The sequence below is a fragment of the Aureivirga marina genome (assembly GCF_015767265.1).
GTDB classification, from domain to species: domain Bacteria; phylum Bacteroidota; class Bacteroidia; order Flavobacteriales; family Flavobacteriaceae; genus Aureivirga; species Aureivirga marina.
On sequence record NZ_JADPIB010000004.1, the window covers coordinates 436,979 to 456,792 of the forward strand.

The 19,814-nt window shown below is 26.4% G+C and carries 24 protein-coding genes and 1 pseudogene; 7 read left to right on the forward strand and 18 right to left on the reverse strand.

The window, feature by feature from the left end; genetic code table 11:
* Nucleotides 1-1,329 carry an efflux RND transporter periplasmic adaptor subunit gene (locus tag I1A51_RS11035; RefSeq protein WP_196893842.1) on the forward strand — a complete coding sequence of 443 codons (1,329 nt, stop codon included), beginning with the start codon at nt 1-3 and terminating at the stop codon, nt 1,327-1,329.
* A 58-nt stretch (nt 1,330-1,387) separates the two neighbouring features.
* Here I1A51_RS11035 and I1A51_RS11040 read toward each other — a convergent pair whose 3' ends face one another.
* On the reverse strand, nt 1,388-2,197 hold the full coding sequence (locus I1A51_RS11040; RefSeq protein ID WP_196893844.1) for a Rossmann-fold NAD(P)-binding domain-containing protein: 810 nt from the start codon (nt 2,195-2,197) through the stop codon (nt 1,388-1,390).
* Between the two features lie 172 nt (nt 2,198-2,369).
* Here I1A51_RS11040 and I1A51_RS11045 point away from each other — a divergent pair, with 172 nt between their 5' ends.
* Both I1A51_RS11045 and I1A51_RS11050 read left to right on the forward strand, forming a co-directional pair.
* Entirely contained in the window at nt 2,370-3,377 is a 1,008-nt protein-coding gene (locus I1A51_RS11045; protein ID WP_231374016.1) for an adenosine deaminase, read from the forward strand.
* 219 nt (nt 3,378-3,596) lie between these two features.
* The gene (locus I1A51_RS11050; RefSeq protein ID WP_196893848.1) at nt 3,597-4,088 is read left to right on the forward strand and encodes a hypothetical protein; all 492 of its coding nucleotides are present in this window, start codon (nt 3,597-3,599) and stop codon (nt 4,086-4,088) included.
* A 65-nt stretch (nt 4,089-4,153) separates the two neighbouring features.
* Here the strand turns inward: I1A51_RS11050 and I1A51_RS11055 are convergent, their stop codons facing one another.
* A complete protein-coding gene (locus tag I1A51_RS11055) occupies nt 4,154-4,810 on the reverse strand; it encodes a leucine-rich repeat domain-containing protein (RefSeq protein WP_196893850.1) in 657 nt (218 codons plus the stop codon).
* Between the two features lie 430 nt (nt 4,811-5,240).
* On the opposite strand from I1A51_RS11055, the gene I1A51_RS11060 reads away from it, so the two are divergent.
* From I1A51_RS11060 to I1A51_RS11070, 3 genes are all read left to right on the forward strand, one after another.
* On the forward strand, nt 5,241-5,426 hold the full coding sequence (locus tag I1A51_RS11060; protein ID WP_196893852.1) for a membrane or secreted protein: 186 nt from the start codon (nt 5,241-5,243) through the stop codon (nt 5,424-5,426).
* Nucleotides 5,427-5,579: 153 nt separating this feature from the next.
* On the forward strand, nt 5,580-6,578 hold the full coding sequence (locus I1A51_RS11065) for a glycosyltransferase (RefSeq protein WP_317192849.1): 999 nt from the start codon (nt 5,580-5,582) through the stop codon (nt 6,576-6,578).
* Nucleotides 6,575-7,135, forward strand: coding sequence for an RNA polymerase sigma factor (locus tag I1A51_RS11070; protein ID WP_394369306.1), 561 nt, complete (start codon nt 6,575-6,577; stop codon nt 7,133-7,135). Before I1A51_RS11065 ends, I1A51_RS11070 begins: the two co-directional genes overlap by 4 nt.
* Nucleotides 7,136-7,175: 40 nt before the next feature.
* Here I1A51_RS11070 and I1A51_RS11075 read toward each other — a convergent pair whose 3' ends face one another.
* From I1A51_RS11075 to I1A51_RS11135, 13 genes and pseudogenes are all read right to left on the reverse strand, one after another.
* On the reverse strand, nt 7,176-7,736 hold the full coding sequence (locus I1A51_RS11075; protein WP_196893858.1) for a hypothetical protein: 561 nt from the start codon (nt 7,734-7,736) through the stop codon (nt 7,176-7,178).
* A 218-nt stretch (nt 7,737-7,954) separates the two neighbouring features.
* Nucleotides 7,955-8,380, reverse strand: coding sequence for a DUF3995 domain-containing protein (locus tag I1A51_RS11080; protein ID WP_196893860.1), 426 nt, complete (start codon nt 8,378-8,380; stop codon nt 7,955-7,957).
* Nucleotides 8,381-8,386: 6 nt separating this feature from the next.
* Nucleotides 8,387-9,088, reverse strand: a complete 702-nt coding sequence (locus I1A51_RS11085; RefSeq protein ID WP_196893862.1) for a hypothetical protein — start codon at nt 9,086-9,088, stop codon at nt 8,387-8,389.
* Between the two features lie 299 nt (nt 9,089-9,387).
* Nucleotides 9,388-9,814 (reverse strand): annotated as a pseudogene (locus I1A51_RS11090) (nucleoside-diphosphate kinase).
* 129 nt (nt 9,815-9,943) lie between these two features.
* The gene (locus tag I1A51_RS11095) at nt 9,944-10,741 is read right to left on the reverse strand and encodes a DUF4349 domain-containing protein (RefSeq protein WP_196893863.1); all 798 of its coding nucleotides are present in this window, start codon (nt 10,739-10,741) and stop codon (nt 9,944-9,946) included.
* Nucleotides 10,738-11,253, reverse strand: a complete 516-nt coding sequence (locus I1A51_RS11100) for a hypothetical protein (RefSeq protein ID WP_196893865.1) — start codon at nt 11,251-11,253, stop codon at nt 10,738-10,740. The genes I1A51_RS11095 and I1A51_RS11100 overlap by 4 nt, the downstream gene beginning before the upstream one ends.
* A 151-nt stretch (nt 11,254-11,404) precedes the next feature.
* Nucleotides 11,405-11,776 (reverse strand): nuclear transport factor 2 family protein, encoded by a 372-nt coding sequence (locus tag I1A51_RS11105; RefSeq protein WP_196893867.1) that lies wholly within the window; start codon nt 11,774-11,776, stop codon nt 11,405-11,407.
* Between the two features lie 12 nt (nt 11,777-11,788).
* Nucleotides 11,789-12,532 carry an SDR family NAD(P)-dependent oxidoreductase gene (locus I1A51_RS11110; RefSeq protein WP_196893868.1) on the reverse strand — a complete coding sequence of 248 codons (744 nt, stop codon included), beginning with the start codon at nt 12,530-12,532 and terminating at the stop codon, nt 11,789-11,791.
* On the reverse strand, nt 12,522-12,731 hold the full coding sequence (locus I1A51_RS11115) for a tautomerase family protein (protein ID WP_196893870.1): 210 nt from the start codon (nt 12,729-12,731) through the stop codon (nt 12,522-12,524). Before I1A51_RS11115 ends, I1A51_RS11110 begins: the two co-directional genes overlap by 11 nt.
* Nucleotides 12,732-13,072: 341 nt before the next feature.
* Complete coding sequence (locus tag I1A51_RS11120) at nt 13,073-13,633, reverse strand: Crp/Fnr family transcriptional regulator (RefSeq protein ID WP_196893871.1); 561 nt, start codon at nt 13,631-13,633, stop codon at nt 13,073-13,075.
* 68 nt (nt 13,634-13,701) lie between these two features.
* Nucleotides 13,702-14,850 carry a hypothetical protein gene (locus I1A51_RS11125; RefSeq protein WP_196893873.1) on the reverse strand — a complete coding sequence of 383 codons (1,149 nt, stop codon included), beginning with the start codon at nt 14,848-14,850 and terminating at the stop codon, nt 13,702-13,704.
* Between the two features lie 33 nt (nt 14,851-14,883).
* Entirely contained in the window at nt 14,884-15,921 is a 1,038-nt protein-coding gene (locus I1A51_RS11130; protein WP_196893874.1) for a serine hydrolase domain-containing protein, read from the reverse strand.
* Between the two features lie 472 nt (nt 15,922-16,393).
* On the reverse strand, nt 16,394-16,801 hold the full coding sequence (locus tag I1A51_RS11135; protein WP_196893876.1) for a MerC domain-containing protein: 408 nt from the start codon (nt 16,799-16,801) through the stop codon (nt 16,394-16,396).
* Nucleotides 16,802-16,883: 82 nt separating this feature from the next.
* Between I1A51_RS11135 and I1A51_RS11140 the strand changes: the two genes are divergently transcribed.
* A complete protein-coding gene (locus I1A51_RS11140) occupies nt 16,884-17,267 on the forward strand; it encodes a Fur family transcriptional regulator (protein ID WP_196893878.1) in 384 nt (127 codons plus the stop codon).
* A gap of 97 nt (nt 17,268-17,364) precedes the next feature.
* Here the strand turns inward: I1A51_RS11140 and I1A51_RS11145 are convergent, their stop codons facing one another.
* The 3 genes from I1A51_RS11145 to I1A51_RS11155 form a co-directional block, all read right to left on the reverse strand.
* Nucleotides 17,365-17,904 carry a 2OG-Fe(II) oxygenase gene (locus I1A51_RS11145; protein WP_196893880.1) on the reverse strand — a complete coding sequence of 180 codons (540 nt, stop codon included), beginning with the start codon at nt 17,902-17,904 and terminating at the stop codon, nt 17,365-17,367.
* Between the two features lie 185 nt (nt 17,905-18,089).
* On the reverse strand, nt 18,090-18,563 hold the full coding sequence (locus I1A51_RS11150) for a hypothetical protein (protein ID WP_196893882.1): 474 nt from the start codon (nt 18,561-18,563) through the stop codon (nt 18,090-18,092).
* A gap of 209 nt (nt 18,564-18,772) precedes the next feature.
* Nucleotides 18,773-19,747: a hypothetical protein gene (locus tag I1A51_RS11155; protein ID WP_196893884.1), complete on the reverse strand. Its 975-nt coding sequence runs from the start codon at nt 19,745-19,747 to the stop codon at nt 18,773-18,775.
* Nucleotides 19,748-19,814: the final 67 nt, after the last annotated feature.

The window sequence follows — 19,814 nt, forward strand, 5'->3', positions numbered from 1 at the left end:
ATGAGGAGAAAAATAATTATAGGTATTATATTGATTGCATTTATTGCTGTTCTTGTGATGTTTGCTAGAAACAATAGTAAATCGCCAACTATATATAGTACAGAAAAGCCATTTTATACAAATATTGTAAAGAAAACAGTGGCAACCGGTAGTATTATTCCTTTAGAAAAAATTGAAATTAAACCGCAAATTCCTGGAATTATTGAGAAAATTCATGCGGAAGAAGGGCAAGTTGTAAAAAGAGGAGATCTGATTGCAACAGTTCGTGTGGTTCCGAATATTTCAAATTTAAATAGTGCAAATGGAACTGTAAAAAATGCACGAATTGAATTTAATAATCAGAAAATCTTATTTGAAAGAAATCAAAGATTATATGAAAAAGGTGTAATTTCAAAACAAGATTTTGAAAGTGCTGAATTAGCATATAACAACGCTATGCAAGCTTTGAGAAATGCAGAATCTAATTTGGAAGTTATCAAAAAAGGATATTCAAATGATTTAAAACGTTTGGCAAATACAAATATCACAGCGCAAATTTCTGGAACAATTCTTACAATTCCTGTAAAAGTTGGAAATCAAGTGATTGAAAGTAACTCGTTTAATGCAGGTACAACTATTGCGACGATTGCTGATTTAAATAAAATGATTTTTGAAGGAAAAGTAGATGAATCTGAAGTTGGTGCTTTAAAAGATGGAACAAAACTAGAAGTTGCAATTGGAGCAATTCCTAATACAAAATTCCCTGCTGAATTAAACTTTATCGCACCACAAGGAAGTAAAGAAGGTGGAGCAGTTCAGTTTATTATCAAAGCAAATATGACTTTAGATAATAAAAACTTTATTCGCGCAGGATATAGCGCAAACGCTGATATTATTCTTGCAAAAAGAGATAGTGTTTTAGCAATTAAAGAAGCTGTTTTACAGTTTGATAGTAAAACAGACCAACCTTTTGTTGAAATTGAAACTGGAAGCCAAGAATTTACAAGAAAAGATGTAAAACTTGGTCTTTCTGATGGAATTAATGTAGAAATTCTTTCTGGTTTATCAGCAGATGATAAGATTAAAATCTGGAACAAAGTTACGAATGGAAAAGATGACAGAGGTAAGTTTGGTCGTGCTGAAAAAGATAAAGAAAGTGAGAAGAGTAGGCAACAAAGAGAAGGAGAAACTCAAGAACAACAAACAGAAGAAGGAAGTACAAGTTCTGAACCAGCAGATCAACCAACTGATGGAAGTGGAAGTGATAGCGGAAGCGGTTCTGGAAGTGGAGACGGAGGATCTTCTGGAGGTTCTGGCTCTGATGGAGGTGGAAGTGGCGGAAGTCAATAAAATAAGCACTAAGATAAATTTAAAAAGGAGAAACATCACTTAAATGTTTCTCCTTTTTTTATAGACAATCCAGCGGATTTGAAAATTGATATAAATAATTTAATTCTTCTTTTGATTTTTTATTAGAAACAATTTTAAACGAACCATTTTCTTTAGAGAAAGTAGGAGGGGGTAAATGCAATTTTTCTGCTGCTTTTGTGTAAAATTCTTTTCTTGTAGGATGTTTATCTGCGCAACCATTGACTATTTGATTCCAGAATTCTTTTTCAATAATTTGATTAATCAATCCAATACAATCCTCTAAATGAATCATATTTATTGGATTGTTTCCATTGTTTAAATTCAATTTGTTTGCTAAAAATCTTCCAGGTTTTCTATCTTTTCCCATTAAACCAGAAAAGCGAACTATTGTAGTCTTATTTTCGAAACTTTGTAAAATTTCTTCACACTTTTTTAAAGCTTTTCCAGAAGGTGTTTCAGGTTGAATTTCTAAATCTTCTGTAACAATTCCATTTGTATTTTGATAAACAGAAGTAGAACTAATAAAAATTACTTTTTGATTTGGTTTTAGATACTTTAAAATTAAATCTAATTGTTTTGGATAAATAGATTCAATATTAGGAATTCTTCTAGGAGGAAAATTGATAAAAATAATCTCAGAACCCTTTAAGAAGTTTTCAATATCTCCCTCAATTTTTTCTTCATTTATAGAAATTAAAAAAGGTTGTATTTGTTCTTTTTTTAAAACTTCTAACTTATTTTCTGAAGTTGTACTTCCTTTTACGATAGATCCTTTTTCAATTAAAAATTGAGCTAAAGGAAAGCCTAACCACCCACATCCTAAAATGCTAATTTGTTTTTGTGTCATTTCTATTTTTAATTCAAAATTATAGAATTTAATTCATAAATAAGAAAGAGAATAATTTTAAAACTGAATTTCTATTTTTAATAAATAATTATCCTTTTTTCAGAAGAATTTTACAACTTAGAAACTATTGAATTCTAAAGGATATTCTTAAATTTGCAATATGACGAATAATATGAAATCTTTTATAGCGCAACTTCCAAAAGCGGAGTTGCATTTACATATTGAAGGAACGTTTGAGCCTTCTTTGATGTTTGAAATAGCAAATAGAAACAATATTTCTATTCCGTTTAATTCTGTTGAAGAAATTGAAAAAGCATATAAGTTTGATTGTCTTCAAGATTTCTTAGATATATATTATCAAGGTGCTGGAGTTTTGATTCATGAGCAGGATTTTTACGATTTAACTTATAGTTATTTAGAAAAATGTGCAGCACAGAATGTCAGACACACTGAAATTATGTTTGATCCACAAACACACACTGAAAGAGGTGTTTCTTTTGATACTGTGATTAATGGAATTGTAAGAGCTTGTGAGGATGCAAAAGAAAAATTGGGAGTTTCTTCTTTATTGATTATGAGTTATCTTCGTCATTTATCTGAAGAAGCTGCTTTTGAAACTTTAAAACATTCATTACCTCATAAAGAGAAAATTACGGCAATTGGATTAGATTCTTCTGAGAAAGGAAATCCACCTTCAAAATTTAAAAATGTATTTGAAGCTTCTGTAAAAGAAGGATATATTCCTTTGGCGCATGCTGGTGAAGAAGGAGATGCGGATTATGTTTGGGAAGCTATTGATATTTTAGGGATTAAGAGAATTGACCATGGAAATAATTCATTGCAAGATGATAAATTGGTAGAAGAAATTGTAAAAAGAGATTTAGCTTTAACAGTTTGTCCTCTTTCAAATACAGCTTTACAAGTTGTTAAAGATTTAAAAGAGCATCCTTTAAAAATTATGATGGATAAAGGATTAAATGTTACTATTAATTCTGATGATCCTGCGTATTTTGGTGGACAAGTAAATAAAAATTATGAAGAAATTCATGAAGCTTTAGATTTAACTAAAGAAGACTTGTATAAACTTGCTAAGAATTCATTTAAATATAGCTTATTAGACGAAGAAACAAAGCAAAAATATATAGATGAATTAGAATCTTTTTATAAGGAAAATAAATAAGTTTTATTTTTCAAAATATTGAATTAAAGGAAGAACGATAAACTAGATTTGTCGTTCTTTTTTGTTTTATCCAAATGCAGATGTGTTTTATTCAAGTGTAGAAGTGTTTTATCCAGATGTAGATGTGTTTTGTTATACAATCTTTTACTTATAATAATTTTTCATTTATAATGTTTTAATAAAGAATAAATTGTTTTGATTTAAAAGATGAATTAGAAAATGACAACACTTAATATTAAATATTTTACTTTATTTTTCACACTGATAACTTTAGAAATTATCGCTTCAGAACTTGCTTTTGAAACTTTAGGTTCTATTAATAGAGGAATTTATTATGGATTGATTAGCTTAAATAGTATTCCTTTTATTTTGTTTTTAAAAAAGAAAAAGGCATTTTCTATTATTCTTTTTCTAGTGATTGGTTTAATAATGATTCCAAAACAATTATATCTTGGAATAAAATTAATAGCATTAAAAGAGGAGGGAGCTAATATTGTAGAATTTATTTATCAGCATAAAAAATCCAAAGGATATTTTCCAAATGATATTACTACATATACATTTGAAAATCCAAATTTAAGTCAACACTTTCATTATGATAAAAAAACTAATCAAGATGATTTTAGTGTTTTATATTATGTAGGTTCTAAAAACACTTCTCATTTTTATAGACATAGTGATGGGAATTCATGGAGTTATTATCCAGATTAAAATAAAAAAGCTCATCAAACTTTAATGATAAGCTTTATATATAAATAATTTTTATAAGATTTAATTTATCTACACATTGCACTGAATTTTGCATCATTATCTTTCACATAATTCTCATCAGCATAAGTAATGTTAAACACTTCAATACATTTTAAATCAGGATTATTTGAAACATCAAAAAAGTCGAATTTTTTCCCATTATTTGCTTTAACAGAAACTAATTTGTTGTAAAAAGCATAAACATCTGTCAGATTGAAATTTTGACTAACATCTAATTCTTTTAAGTGATTATTGTTGATAAATAATTTTTTTAAATCTGTTAGTTTTTTCAAATTAATAGAAGAAAGATTGTTGTTTGAAATTCCAAGTTGTGCTAATTTCGGATTGTTTGTAAAATTAGTTCTTGAAATTTGATTATTATGTGCATCAATGAAAGTTAAATTCGGATTTTTACTTAAATCTAAAGAAGTAATTTTATTATCATGACAATATAAAACTTTCAAATTTGTAAAAGCTTCCAATCCATCCAAAGATTCAATATTTAAACCAGCTAACGAAAGTTTTGTAATGTCTTTTACAGCTTCATTATCAATTTTTCCATTTTCTACATTGATATCCATTTCCTGTAATTTTTTTTGAAAATTTACATCAGGAATCGCAGTTTGTTGCGAAAAAGATAGAAAAGGAATTGTTAGGAAAAAAATATAGATCCAATTTTTCATGATTTCACTTTTTTTGATTTGTTATTTAAAATTACATGAAAAGAACTGATAATGAGGTTAAAAAAATCACAACAAAAAAAGGAACAAAAAGTTCCTTTTTCCCGCATAGCATTTTAAATTAATCACATAATTAACAGTACAAACTGTAAAACCACTTTTCTAATTTCAAAATCGATTAAAAACTTATAAATGAAACTAAATTGAATTAGAAAAGATTTCCTTTTTCTTTACAGCAAAGATATAATGCTTAATCGTCAAAATATGTCGTAATGAATTTTAAGTTTAAATTTAAAAATAAATAGAAAAAATACGCTTCTTTAAAATTGGAATAAAAGATAAATTTAGATTTTATAAAACTTTCAAAATAGAAATTGCTATTTCTTTTGAAGAATTCGTATCTTTGCAGAACATTTCAAAAAACCCTTGAATTATGGAACTATTTATCATAACAGCCGTATTATTAGGAGTTGGAGTTGCAGGTATTGCAATAAAAATTTGGGCGAAAAAAGATGGGAAATTTGCTGGAACATGTGCTAGTCAGAGTCCTTTTTTAAATAAAGATAACGAACCTTGTGGTTTCTGTGGAAAAATGCCGGAAGATTGCGAAAATAAATAACAATATCCTATAGATTAAATGCTTGAATATTTATTCATTACTTTTATAGTAATTATAATCGTTCAACTTTTTTATTATCTATTTATTTTTGGAAGATTTACTTTTTCAACCCCCAACCCTAAGAAAAAGAATCCTAACAAGCCCCCTGTTTCCGTGCTCGTTTGTGCCAAAAATGAAGCCGAAAATTTAAAAAAGTTTTTACCTTCAATTGCCAACCAAAACTATCCAAACTTTGAGATTGTTTTAATTAACGATGCCTCTCATGATGAAACATTGAATGTCATGGAAGAATTTCGTGATGCGAATAAATCAATGTTTGAAAAGAAGAATATTGAACTTAAAATTGTCAATGTTTTTGAGAATGAACAGTTTTGGGGAACTAAAAAATATGCCTTAACGTTAGGTATTAAAGCTGCTTCAAATGAACATTTGTTATTTACAGATGCAGATTGTGAAGTGATGTCTAAAGAATGGATTTCAGAAATGATTTGTAATTATTCTGAAAATAAATCTCTTGTTTTAGGCTATGGAGCTTATAGAAAGATTAAAAAATCTTATTTAAACAAAATCATTCGCTTTGAAACTTTAATGACTGCCACCCAATATTTTTCTTATGCAAAAATTGGAATTCCTTATATGGGAGTTGGGCGAAATCTATCTTATTTAAGAGAAACGTTTTTTCAAGTAAACGGTTTTGTAAAACATATGAAAGTGAAGTCAGGTGATGATGATTTGTTTATCAATGAAGTTGCCACAAGAAAAAATACTGCAATTTGTTTTGCAGAAGATAGTTTTACAATTTCTGAACCTGAAACAAGTTTTAAAAATTGGATTCGTCAAAAGAGAAGACATATAAGTACAGCGAATCATTATAAATTCTTACATCAAAGCTTGTTAGGATTGTTTTATATTTCACAAATAGGCTTTTGGTTTTTGGCAATATTGTTGTTGAAAGATCAATATATGTGGGAATTTGTTCTAGGATTAATTCTTTTTCGATTTATTTTTCATTATCTTAGTTTAGGTTGTGCGGCTTATAAGTTGAAAGAGAAAGATTTAATTTTATTAATTCCAATTTTAGAATTAACACTTATTTCCACACAATTATATATTGCAATTAAAAATTATTTATCAAAACCGAATCATTGGTGAATTCAGAAAAGATTAATAAAGCTATTCAGGAGGCGAAAGAAGGAAAACAGTCAGCTTTTAATTTATTATTAAATACGTATTGGAAAGATATTTATCATTTTCAGTTTTCAAAGACAAAAAATGAAGATGAAGCAGAGGATATTGCGATTAAAACTTTTTCAAGAGCATTTGATAAAATAGATTTGTACAATCCGAAGTTTGCCTTTAAAAATTGGTTATTATCAATTTCTCATAATATTTTAATTGATCATAATCGAAAGAAAAAAACAGAAACAATTTCTATAAATAATTCACAAGAAAAAGGTGAAATTTATCGTATTTCTGATGATGCTCCTTCTCCAGAAGATCGATTAATTATCGAACAAAACTTGGCGGAATTATTAGGTTATATAAAACAATTAAAGCCACATTATCAGGAAATGATTCATTTACGTTATTTTCAAGAATTGAGTTATAAGGAAATCTCTGAAGCAATTGGAGAGCCTTTGAATAATGTAAAAGTGAAGTTGTTGCGAGCGAAAAAATTATTGACAGAAATAATAAAAAAAGAAAAATAAACTATTCAGAGCTTTAAAACTCTGAATAGTTTTTGGATTTTTATTCAAAACCTATATCTGGATCTTTTACTTCAAATTCTTTACAACAATATTTAAATACAAATTTTTCTTCTAAAAGTGCTTTTTTCCAATCATAATCAGTTCCGTAATATTCCAATTCAGAAGGTGGTGTTCCTATAATTTCTTTGAACATAAATTCATAACATGTATCATCAATTTGCATTGGGTCTGGAATAAATTGAATTGTCACATCTTGCTGATTTGTTATTACAGGTTGACCATTCAAATCATAAACTAATTTAAAAGGATCATTTGTACCAGCAATTCTGTAATAATAAGCACTCGTAGAATTAAAAAATGGATTAAAGTGAATTTGAATTGTTTGCACTTGTGTATGAAATCTACACTTTGCTTCCCAATCTCCAATAATACTTACAGGTTTTGCAAATATATTTGGATTTGTAGCATCTTGATGAATTTGCCTATCTAAAATAGGATTTTCAATGTTGTTTTGATTTTGACTTTCAACAGTCGCTTCTTCTTTTTCACAAGAGATTAAAACTAAGCTTAATACAAATGTAATTAAAAGACTTTTTCTCATTTTAAATAATTTTTATGTTAATAAGTCCTAATTTAAGAAAAATATTGATGTAAAAAATTGAAAATCAGTTAATTATGTTTATTTTTTAAGATTTAAAAGAGAATTGTTTTAATTTCCTTTAAATTTAAAATCGAAAAATATTTAAACTCTTATTTTATTATAGATGAATCTTTTAAAATACTTATTGTTTTTATTGTAATATCTTTTAAATCAGTTATTTATTTTTCTGATAAATAAAGAATTATAAAACCAGAAATTGCTAAATAGAGGCAAAGTGGTGAAAAAATTGTTGCATCTGCATTCGCAAATTCAGTTCCTTTTACGGTTTTAAAAAATCCAACATATTTAAAATCTCCAATAGAACGAATCAAGAAAATAATTGGAATAAACCAATAAAAAAATCGAATTATTTTATTGTTGAAATTTTTATTTATTGCTTTTAAAAAATAAAGAAAAGCGAAAAATAAAAGTCCAATTCCAACTATTATTGTTTCAAAATTAGAAGGATTTAAAACTCGGATTCCATTTTTATTTGTAGGTAAAGCAAAATTAATCCAAAGTGTAAAACCCAATGCCCAATAAAAGTGAATAAAAGATAAAAAAAGGAAAATTAGTGTGTTGAGTAGTGATAAAAAGGTTTTCATAATAAACTATTTTGTGATAAGGAATTCAACTGGTTTTAACTTAATTGTTTTTGTACTTCTCAGAACTTTACTCAAAATGTCAATAAAATAAAGTTTGTCTTTTGGTTCAAGTGTTTCGAGAAGTTTTAATGAATCTTCTGTAAAATCAAAACTGTTATTTTGAATTGATTTTATTTCACCATTTTCTTTTATAATTAAAATTCTAAAACTTTGAATTAATTTCATATTATAAATCCAACAGACTTCATCGTCTAAAGTATCTGCATAAAATTTGGCTTTTTTGAAATCGATTTCTTTAAGAGAAATAGTATTTTCAAAAAGATTTCCATGATACATTAAACTTGGAAAATAAATTAAATCATCTCGAACAGAATAATAAATTTTATCAACAAAAATGGTATCATTTTTATTAATTTTAAAAACTTCGAAAAATATCAATTCTTTTTTTTTCGGAATAACATGATACATATTTTTAAAATTTGGATCTTGATCAATTTCTGCATCATTACTTTTAATATAAATCGAATCTGCTGGAACATTTTCAGCCATTAATCTAATTGGTTGCGTTTTATTATAAATCAAAGGATAATTAGAAAAATGTCTTGCTTTAAGATTATAACTAATAACTTTTTGTGCAAATGTTTTATGAAAAGAGAAGAAGAGAAATAACAATAAAAATTGAAGTAAAATGGAAGAAGATTTATTCATAACATTAGGTATGTTTTTTTGTTGATTTTTGCGATTAAATTTAACAAAATAACATGAATAAAGGAATTCTACTATTTATTATTTCTTTTTCATTTGTGGTAGAACAAAAGAAATTCTTTAAAATAGATTACAAATAAGCAATCATTTAGATGGTACTAAGGAATTACAAGTGAATTTGAAGAGAAAATGTTTATCAACTTTTTTTATTAAACTATGATTATCAAGAAAAAAGGTTAATTAGAAACAAAAAAAATCCACCAAATTAATGATGGATTTTAAAATATTTTTATTTCTCTTTATTATAATGAGAAAATTTCTCTTCCTGAGAAGTGGAATGCTCCTTCGATAGCAGCGTTCTCGTCGCTATCAGAACCGTGTACAGCATTCTCTCCAATTGAAGCAGCATACAGTTTACGGATAGTTCCTTCAGCAGCTTCTTCTGGGTTTGTAGCACCAATTAAAGCTCTAAAATCTTCAACAGCATTTTCTTTTTCTAAGATAGCTGCAACGATTGGTCCTCTAGTCATGTACTCAACTAACTCTCCAAAGAATGGACGCTCTTTGTGAATAGCATAGAAAGCTTCAGCATCTGCTGTTGTCATTTGCGTTTGTTTCATCGCTACAATCTTGAATCCTGCAGAAGAGATTTTTTCTAAAATTGCTCCAGTGTGTCCTTTTTCTAATGAAATCAGGCTTAAGCATCGTAAATGTTCTATTTGTTGCCATTTTTCTTAATTTCTTATTGTATTTAATAATGCGGCAAATATAGTGTTATTATTCTAAATACTAAATACCATTTTAAATAATGATAATATATAATGTAGAAATGGTTTTATTATGAATAATACGACAAAATTATTTCTTTTTCTTTCTTCTTTTTCTATAAGTTTTTATGAAAATAATTAGAACAATAAAAACTAAAATAAATGGCCAAATATTCACTAAACCAATAAAAAACCAAACAAAATTTTTCCAACCATTTTGAATCCCTTCACTAAATTTATTATTGAATTCACCAGAATTATTTGGATCGTATTTCTTTAAAACAATAGTTAAAGTAGAGTAGGAGATTTGATTTTGTAAATAGTAAAATCGTCCTTCGATGGATTCAATTTCTGTTCTTAAATTATTAATCTCTTTTTCGATTTCTAAAATTTCTGAAACTTTAATCGCTTTTTTTAATAATTCTAAATATCTGTTTTCTAGTTCTTTTTTTGAGTTTAATCTTGCTTTTACATCTAAAAATTCTTCTGTGACATCTTGAATAGAAATCTCTTTAAAATTGAAGTTTGAAATACCAGTAGTTACCTCTTTCATCAAAGCATCGAAATGTTTTGATGGAACTCTAATTTGTATTGTGTTTTCAAGATTTTTTGCATTTCTATATTCATCATCTGATGAAATATAGCCTCCATATTTTTTGGTTGCCTGAAAAATTTGTTCTCTTGAGACTTTTAAATCTTGAACATTATAACCGATTCTTCCATTTTTAATTAATTTTCTTAAGGAAATATTTGTAGATTCCTCAGTCGATTGATTTAAATAAACTTCTTCATTTACGAATTTTCCTTCTGAAGTAAATTCTTTCGATTTATTACAACTTAAAATCACAAAAGTGAATAAGCAAAAAGCAATTTTTACAATTTTTTTCATTTCTTTTTCTGAAGATTATTAAGAAATTCTTTATAAGTAATACTTGGGTTTGTATTTTTTTTAAGTTCCGCATGAATTTCCGCAATTTGTCTTTTAGGAATTCCTAATTTTTCCAATAAAAGCTTATCTTCTTCCCAATTTTGAATGTCTGCTGGTTTTTTTTCTAGTTTTTGAACAGTTGGATATATTTTTCGAATATTTTGAAAAGAAGTTTCTTTTTTAAATTCTAAAATTGCATCTAAAACATCTTGATACGAAATTTTATCACCCAATTTTTTAGTTGTTATTTTCATCATAAAAGGAACGAAAAAAGCCTTATCATAAATGATATCTACATCTAATTGATCTACACCATTTTGTCCAACAAAAACTTGAAAATTTTCTCTAATTTCCTTTATTCCTTCTGCATTAGCCGTCACTTCTTGTGTAGCAATTGAAGCAAATTTTTTTGTAGTTTGACTAAAAGAAGTAAGTGTGATTAAAAATAAAAAAAGTAAAATAATTTTATGCATTGCTGATTTTTTTTCAAATGTATTAACTCTATTTTGATTACTAATAAAAGTGATCAAGTTTTTTAAATGAATTTATTTATTATTTATAAATATCGAAAATAAAAAAACAGCATTTTTTAAAAATGCTGCTTTAAAATAAAATTAGGTCAAACTATGTAATAATATTCGTGAAAATTTTATGTGTAATTTTCCATTGATTTCCCACTTTAATTAAAGTTAAATAATCATAATAATTATATTCCAACATTGGAACATGCGCTTTCACCATTGCAATTTCCCCAAGAATTTCTATTCCAAGAATTTTCATTTGAAATGATTCTTTTAATTCTTTTGGACTTTTTCTTGTTTTTACACTTTCTAAATATTCAGAGATATTTTTGAAATAGAAATTTTCATTAATAATTCCATAAAGTTGTGTTTTAGAATCAAAACATGTTTCCAATTTCTGAACATTTCCTTCATAAATTCCTTCAAAATATGTAGAAATAAGCTTTTCTATTTTTGTGATTTCTTCTTTAAACATATAATTATTTGATTAAATGGAATGTCCGATTGTATGCCCTCCAGCAACATTAATAGTTTCTCCTGTTATAAAATCAGAAGTCGCTAAATAATAAGCAGCTTCTGCAATTTCATTTGCTTCACCAATTCTATTTAAAAGATGTAAACCTGCTAAACTATCCGCATTTTCAACACCAATTTTCTTTTGTAAAGGACTTCGAATAATTCCAGGAGCAATAGTATTTACTTTGATATTATCTTTACCAAATTCTGTTGCTAATTGTCTTGTAAAAGCATGAATTGCACCTTTACTTGTTAAGGGAGCAGAAGCAGGGAAACCACTAATTGCATGATCTACTAAAACAGTTCCGATATTGATAATAGAACCATTTTTTTGTTTTAACATTTGAGGAATTACCGCTTGTGAAGTAAAAAAAGTTCCTTTTAAATTGACATTCCAAAACATATCCAAATCATTTTCTTTCACTTCTAAAAATGGTTTTGGTGAAAAAATTCCCGCATTATTGATTAAAACATCCACAGAACCAAAATTTTCCATCGCCAAAGCAACTAATTTTTCTCCAGTTTCTTTTTTACTAATATCTCCAGAGAAATAAATTGCATTTAAAGGAGAATTTAAATCTAAAAATGCTTTTTGTAGATTCTCAGAATTAGAGGAATTCATAATGACATTGCTTCCTTTTTCAATAAAATGTTTTGCGATTTCTTTTCCAATTCCTGAAGAAGCACCTGTGATAATTACTGTTTTATTTTTCATTTTTAAATTTTTTAGATTGTGCATATTGTTCCCCATTAAATCCCCAATTTGTAATAGGAACTTCATCAATTACAATGTGAGTTGTTTCTGGTTTTTTATCTAAAACATCTACAAGAATTTTTGTAACTCCTTCAATCAAAAGTTGTTTTTGTTTATTTGTTACATTTTCATCTGTAACTTTAATATTAATGTACGGCATACTTTTTTTGTTTAAATATTATGGTACAAAGTTGTGGTGAAGTAAGAAGTTTTCTAAGGATGAAAATCACAAGTTTAATGTGATGTTTGTCACTTTTAAAAAGTAAAACTAAATGACCTATTTTTTTAATCGTAAAAATCAAGAAATTTGAAAAAGAAAGACGAGAAACTGTTTGAGCGTTAGCGAGTTTTTTGAGTCTTTTTCAAATTTTGTAGATTTTAGATTAAAAAAATAAAGTCTTGATTTTTTTGATTCGTTTTTTTATCAAGAAAAAAATGAATGACTTAAATGTTTAATTATCAAAAACAGATTTTTAATTAGTTTCAAAAAAATAAAAAAAATTAGTTGTTTAATCGACTCAATGTTTCTCTAGAAACACCAAGATATGCTGCAATCATTTTTTTTGGAACTCTTTGAAATAGTGTAGGATATTGTTCTAAAAGAAGATTGTATTTTTCTTTGGTTGAATTTTTTAAAAGTGATAATATTCTATTTTGTAAAGCAATTCGTCCGTATTTACTTTTTTTAGCCCAAAAACGTTCCATTTTATGCATTTCAGAAGTTAGTTTTTCTCTATTTTCATAAGAAATATAAAGCAATTCACAATCTTCAATACAATCAATATAAATTTTTGATTCTTTTTGAGTGGTAAATGATTCATAATCTGTAATCCACCAATTTTCCATAGCAAATTGCAGAATATGTTCTTTTCCATTTTCGTCTAAAAAATAATTTTTCAAACAACCTTTAATTACCCAAAATTCTTTTCGAACAATTTCACCTTCTTGTACAATAAATTGATGTTTTCTTCTTTTTATCGTTTCAAAATGACTTAAAATAAATTCGAATTCGTAATCCGTAAGTTTTACAATTTCTTCAATATGTTTGCGTAAAGGATGCATGATTTAAAAATTTTGGGCAAAGCTAAAATTTCATAAAAGAAAAGCAAAGAATAATATTTAGAAAAGATTTATAATTCTATGATCCAAGTATTTTCTATTTCTACTTCAACACCGTTAACAATTTTGGTAGCTTTTTTCATATTTTCTTTTTCCCATTCTTCATAAGTTGGTTGTTTTAAATTTTTTCCACCTTTATGTGGATTTTGAACATATCCTTTTGCTGGACTTGGTAATTCTTCTTTACACTTTTCAGAACAAATATTTGCAAGTAAAGGAACTGTATCTGTAGCAATTTTTAAAGTAATCCAATATTGATCAGTTTCAGCATGGGTCATATCTTTTTCACAAATACTACATTTTACGGAATCATTTTCGTCATATCGTACAGGGTTATCATAAAGATCTGGGAACGTTAAACGATTCTTATAATTTCCAAAAAGTGCTCGAGTACTAATTGTACTGGATGTTAGATTTTTACATTTTGTAATTTCATAAGGAAACCAATGTAAAAAATAAGATGTATAAGGCGTAAATTCTTTCAATGATTTCATTTCTGAAATTTCTGGTGGAATTCTTTTAATTTGGCTCCCGTATAATATTACTTCTTCTACTTTATCAAGTTTAGAAATAGATTTAGGAAGTGTATGAATTTCAAAATATAAATCCCCTAAATAATCTATAGGTCTAAATATTTTGTCTTCATTTTTATGAATAATTTCTACATATTCACAAAGTTTTTTCCAAGCTACCGAATTTTTATCTTGAATGTTTTTTTGTTCTTTTTTGAATTTAATATTTTCTAAATCGATACTTAATTCATTAAAAAACGCTATTAAATTGCTATTTTTTTCCCAATGCAAAAAATCATCAGGTGACTGAATAATAGTTGAAATTTCCTGATAATATGTTTTTAATAAATCATATTCATATTTAAAATCATATTTAGGATATAAATCTAAATATTTTCTACAAACAGGAACTTTTGAATTTATATAATATTCAAGGTTTCTATTTAAATAAACAATAGAATCAAGGTTTTGATTTATAAGAGAAACTAGAGGAGTGTCAAATCCATTTTCTTCAATTTTTAAAATTAAATTATCGGTTGATTTATAAGTAATGGAAATTTCTGTAACCTCTATTTTTTCAAATCCAAGCTTTACTAATTCATTAGAATTTTCATAAAATTTTATATAAGCTGTTTCTGGAATAGACATATTTTTTATTTCAAAAATAAACTTTTAAAACAATCAATCTTTCTTTTTACGTAATATTTTTACAATTCGATTATAAATAATCTCAGATAAATTCCAATTAAAACCCTTAAAATCTGTTGGACTTGTAAATTGAATTACGACAGCATCTAAATCTTTATGATATTTTGCAATACTTTGGTATCCAGGAATTAATCCAGTATGATTATAAATATAAAGTTCGTCATAGATTTCTTTTTCTCCATTTTTAAACAAAGAGCCATTATTTAAAGCTCTTAGAAAAGTTGCAACATCTTGTGCAGTAGCGATCATTCCTTGTTTATCTGTTTTTAAATCTACATCATATCCAACATGATAACCACTAACAATTTTATCTAAATTTTCAATTTCATCAAGAGAAGCGAAAGTGTTTTTTAGATTTAATGGAATTAAAATTTCTTCTTTAATATATTGATGAAAAGAATAACCGAGAGTTTTATTCATTAAATCTCTTAAAAGTAAATAATTTGTATTGCTATATTCATAACTCTCATCTGGAGCAAAATTAGCAGGAAGATTATAAATTAAAGCTAGTTTTTCTTTACTTGTTTCTTTCGGATTTGCCCAATAATTAGGATAATTTGTGAAATTTGGAATTCCACTACGATGTTGCACTAACATTTTGATAGTTATTTTATCAATATTTTCAATTTTACCTTTTAATTCAGGGAAATAATCAGCGACTGTCTTTTGTAAATCAATTTTTTTATCATTTGCTAATTTTGTTATGGCAACAGCAACATATAATTTACTAATACTAGCAATTTTAAACAAAGCATGAGGATTTGCAGGAATTTTTTGTTTTGGATCGTGCCAACCTGAAGCATAAAAAGTAGGAGATTTTCCAGCTTCATCAATATAAACAATTGTTGCATCAAATCCGTGATCAACAGCTTTGTTTACTTCTTCTTGAATAGAATTTGGTAAAGGTAAAATCCAAGCATAAACCAAAATCCATGGAACATAAAATAAAGAAATTACAGTTCCGATAATTAACAAAAATTGAAAGATTCTTTTTTTCTTATTCTTAGCCATGATTTGAAATTTAATAATTACCAAGATATAAGAATTCATTTTAATTTTAACAGAATTAAAAAAAAATCCCCTCCAAAAAGAAGGGGATAAAGTAATTGTCAGAAATGGTTAATTATATACTCAATTGTTTTTACATTCTATTTGGACATGGATTCCAATCACAACAAAATTATTTACATCTGTAATTATCTTTCGTTTTAACTAATTTTAAAATTTCTCCATTTACTTAATTTTCCTCCAATGTCTATTAATAATACCAAAAAAATAAAACTAAAGTTATTCAATAAAATAAAAATCCTAATTTCTGAAAGTCCTCAATTACTATTCAAAATCCATCAATCAAAAGTTTGAAAAACATTCCTTAAGATAACAGTTTTAAAATTCAATTTATGAGCATATTTTATCTATTAATTCAAATATTTTTGCGTATGCTGCTTTAAAAAATGAATGTTTATTCGAATTTTGACTAATATTATTTATAATTATTTACACAACATTCTTCCGATTTACATTGACAATACTTTAGATTATATAAATGCAGTCCAACAAGAATTAAAGCTGCAACATAGGTAAATACTTCAGCAATCTTGAATAATTCTATTTTTTCATTGATAAGCACTCCAAACAATAACACCCAACTTATCCATAAACTAGGTTTCATAAATTTCTTTGAAGACGTTTGTGTTGAGCGATAAACAGCAAAAAAAGAAATGAATAAAAAGACATAATCTAAGTTTTTCCACCAATCTGGTGCTAATTCATGATTCCCCACAGAATAAGCTTGGGTGATAAAAAGTACTGGAGTTGCAAGACAGTGTATCATGCATAAAGTTCCTGCAATTACTCCAAATGTATCTGGTTTATGTAATGTTATTTTCACTATTTAATATAATTAATGCAACTGAGTTGCAAATATAGGAATAAAATTTGTTAATGCAACTCAATTGTAATAAATTTGCGATATGGGAATTATTAGAAAAACACAATCTGTAGAGGTTCTGTTAAATGAATTTCAAGAAAAATCAAATGCAATTTCTGCAATCGAATTAATCAAACGCCTTAGTTCACAAATTAATAAAACAACGGTTTATCGTGTGTTGGATAAATTGGAAGATGATGGTGTTTTACATTCTTTTTTAGATAATAGTGGAATAAAATGGTATGCGAAATGTAATGATTGTTCAAAAGCTGGACATACGGATATGCATCCGCATTTTCAATGTGTAAGTTGTGGAAAAGTCGACTGTTTATCCATTGAAGTTACAATTCCACCAATTCCAAATCGAGAAATTGAAGTTTCACAGATTTTGATTCAGGGGAGATGTGAAAGTTGTAATGTGAAGTAAAAAAATCCCCTTTTATTAAGAAGGGGAAATGTGCTTTTTATTTTCTATGGTTTAAAATCTAACCATTAAAACTAGTTGTAGAATATATTTTAAATAATTATTTCTCAAACATTATATCCGTTCGTAAAGCGTATTTTGTTCCTTCAGTTACTTTGCAACCTTTATGCTTTATTTCATGTAAAAATATTAAAGCAGTTCCTGTTTTTGGTTGCACTGAAAATGTATCAAATTCTGTTTCACCTCCTTCAAATTCCTCGTTAAGATAAATCATCAACGTCAATCGACTTTCCTCATTTTCATTTCTAACAAATCTACCATCTCGATGTTTATTAAAACGTTCTCCTATATCATATTTATAGAATCGAAATTGTTCATTAACACCTAAAGGTTCTTTTCCGTCAACAGAAGGAATGAATGATTTTATTTTGTTCCAGATTTCAGTTGCTAAATCTTCGTCATTTATTATAACTCTTGTATTATTTCGAATCCCTTTAATCATTTTTGGACCTGAAAGGGTAGAAACGGTTGCTTCTTTGAATCCGATAGATTCACTATAATTTATAAAGGATAAACATTCTTTTTCAGTTAAAAATCCTTCAATGGTGAAAACATCTGGTGTTATTATGTGCTTTTTCATTTTTTTAATCAATAAGTTTCAATTCAGGGTTTAATTATCTAATAGCATACAAACTAATTATAATGGAAATTTCTGTTATTTTATATTTCATAGCAGCAGATTGTCAAATGCAAAAGAACTCTTACAAATAAACAAAAAAGCATATTAAAATGTTGTTTAAGCTTTGAGATTGTTTTACATGATTTTTAACTCAGTTCTTTATTATGGTGCGAATTTTTATTTAAATATTTTGGATTTAAAATTTCTTTCTTATAATCTTCTTTTCTAAAAAATGGCCAAAATTCTTTATCTCCAATTTTATTTTCTTCAATTGCATTATTAGATTTATTTATAGGAAAGTTTAAGGTTAATAGATTATAAATTTCTCTTAGTAAGTTTCTCTTTTCTGATTTCCATTCATATTCAAGATCTGATTTTAAAAATAAAATAAATCTTTTCACGAGAATTTCATTTTCAAGACATATTTTATGTTTCCCAATATTTAAATGTTCTTTTAAATCATCATAAGCAAACCAGAATACATTAGAAATTTCTCTAACAGCTTTATCTTCTGATCTGTTAATTAGTTCAGTTCTATCAATGAACTCAAAATTCGTTATTTGTTCAGAAACATAATGTCTTAAATTTTCTGCTAATAAATTTCTTTCTTTTCTGTTCATTTTAATTTTATTTTAAATACATCATAATATAACAATAACAGGAATTCCTATTATTTCTACAACTATAAAATTTCTGTAAGTTTATGTTTCATAGCAGTAGATTGCCAAATGTAAATGAACTCTTATAAATAAACAAAAAAGCATATTAAAATGTTGTTTTAATATGCTTTGGAAAATATTTTTAAAATGTTAAAACTCATTTACTTGATTTAACTTAGTTTTTTATTAGTTAAAAGTTCTTTGTCCGAATTCATCATTTCAAATAAATACTTTACGGATAATCCAATACATTCTCTAATAATAGTCTTATTAGTCAAACTTTCTTCTCCCCATTTTACAATTTCTTTTCTATATTTTTTCAAATCATTTTCAATATCTAAAATTGTCTTGTATCGTTTTTTTAAAATAGTATTATTAGAAGAAAGTTCTCCAAAGGTAATACCAAATAAATATAAAAGCCCACATCTTAAAATTTCTCCATTTAATATGTCAATTATTTCTCTATCGATGCTTTTAACAGTTTTGTTATATTCAATAAATGAAATAAAAGATTTTTCATTTATTTCCATTTGTTCTAAAGGTATTTTAGAATATTCTGTAAAAGAGAATGATAAGCTAAAAGTAGCTTGTTTTATCCAATTAATTTTTTGTTCATTTTCAATATGAAATTGACTTTCATCAATTGGTATTTCTTTGTGACTGAAATCCTCATCACACCAACCTAAAGGGAAATCATTTAAAAAATTATTTCTTAATTCCGATTCTAATCCATTTGTTTTAAACCATTGAAATATAATTTCCTTGTTTTTTATTGGTGATTGTAAAATATCATATCTATTTTCTTCTCCATTTGAAAAATAGATTCCATAACTATCTATTATTTTACCATTTTTTATTCGTATTATGCCTGCTGGGCCACCAACATATTCTAGCATTGATCCTAAAATTGTGAATGAAATATTTTTATGAATTTTAGATATGTCCTGAAGTAACCGATAAGGCATACGTCTTGTTCGTTCGTATGAATAATACATTAAATAATCCGAACCAGAATTAGCTATATAAAAGCTTTCTTTACCATGATATTTCGAGTCTTTATTAAAAATTTCATTTGCGATTTTTAAAGAAATATCTCTAGACTTAATTCCTTCCCCAATTATAATTACATTTGTATCCCAACCCATTTTCTTTTCTATTTATAGCTAATAGTTTAAGTAAATTATTTTTATCGTACTAAAAAGTAAATTGTAT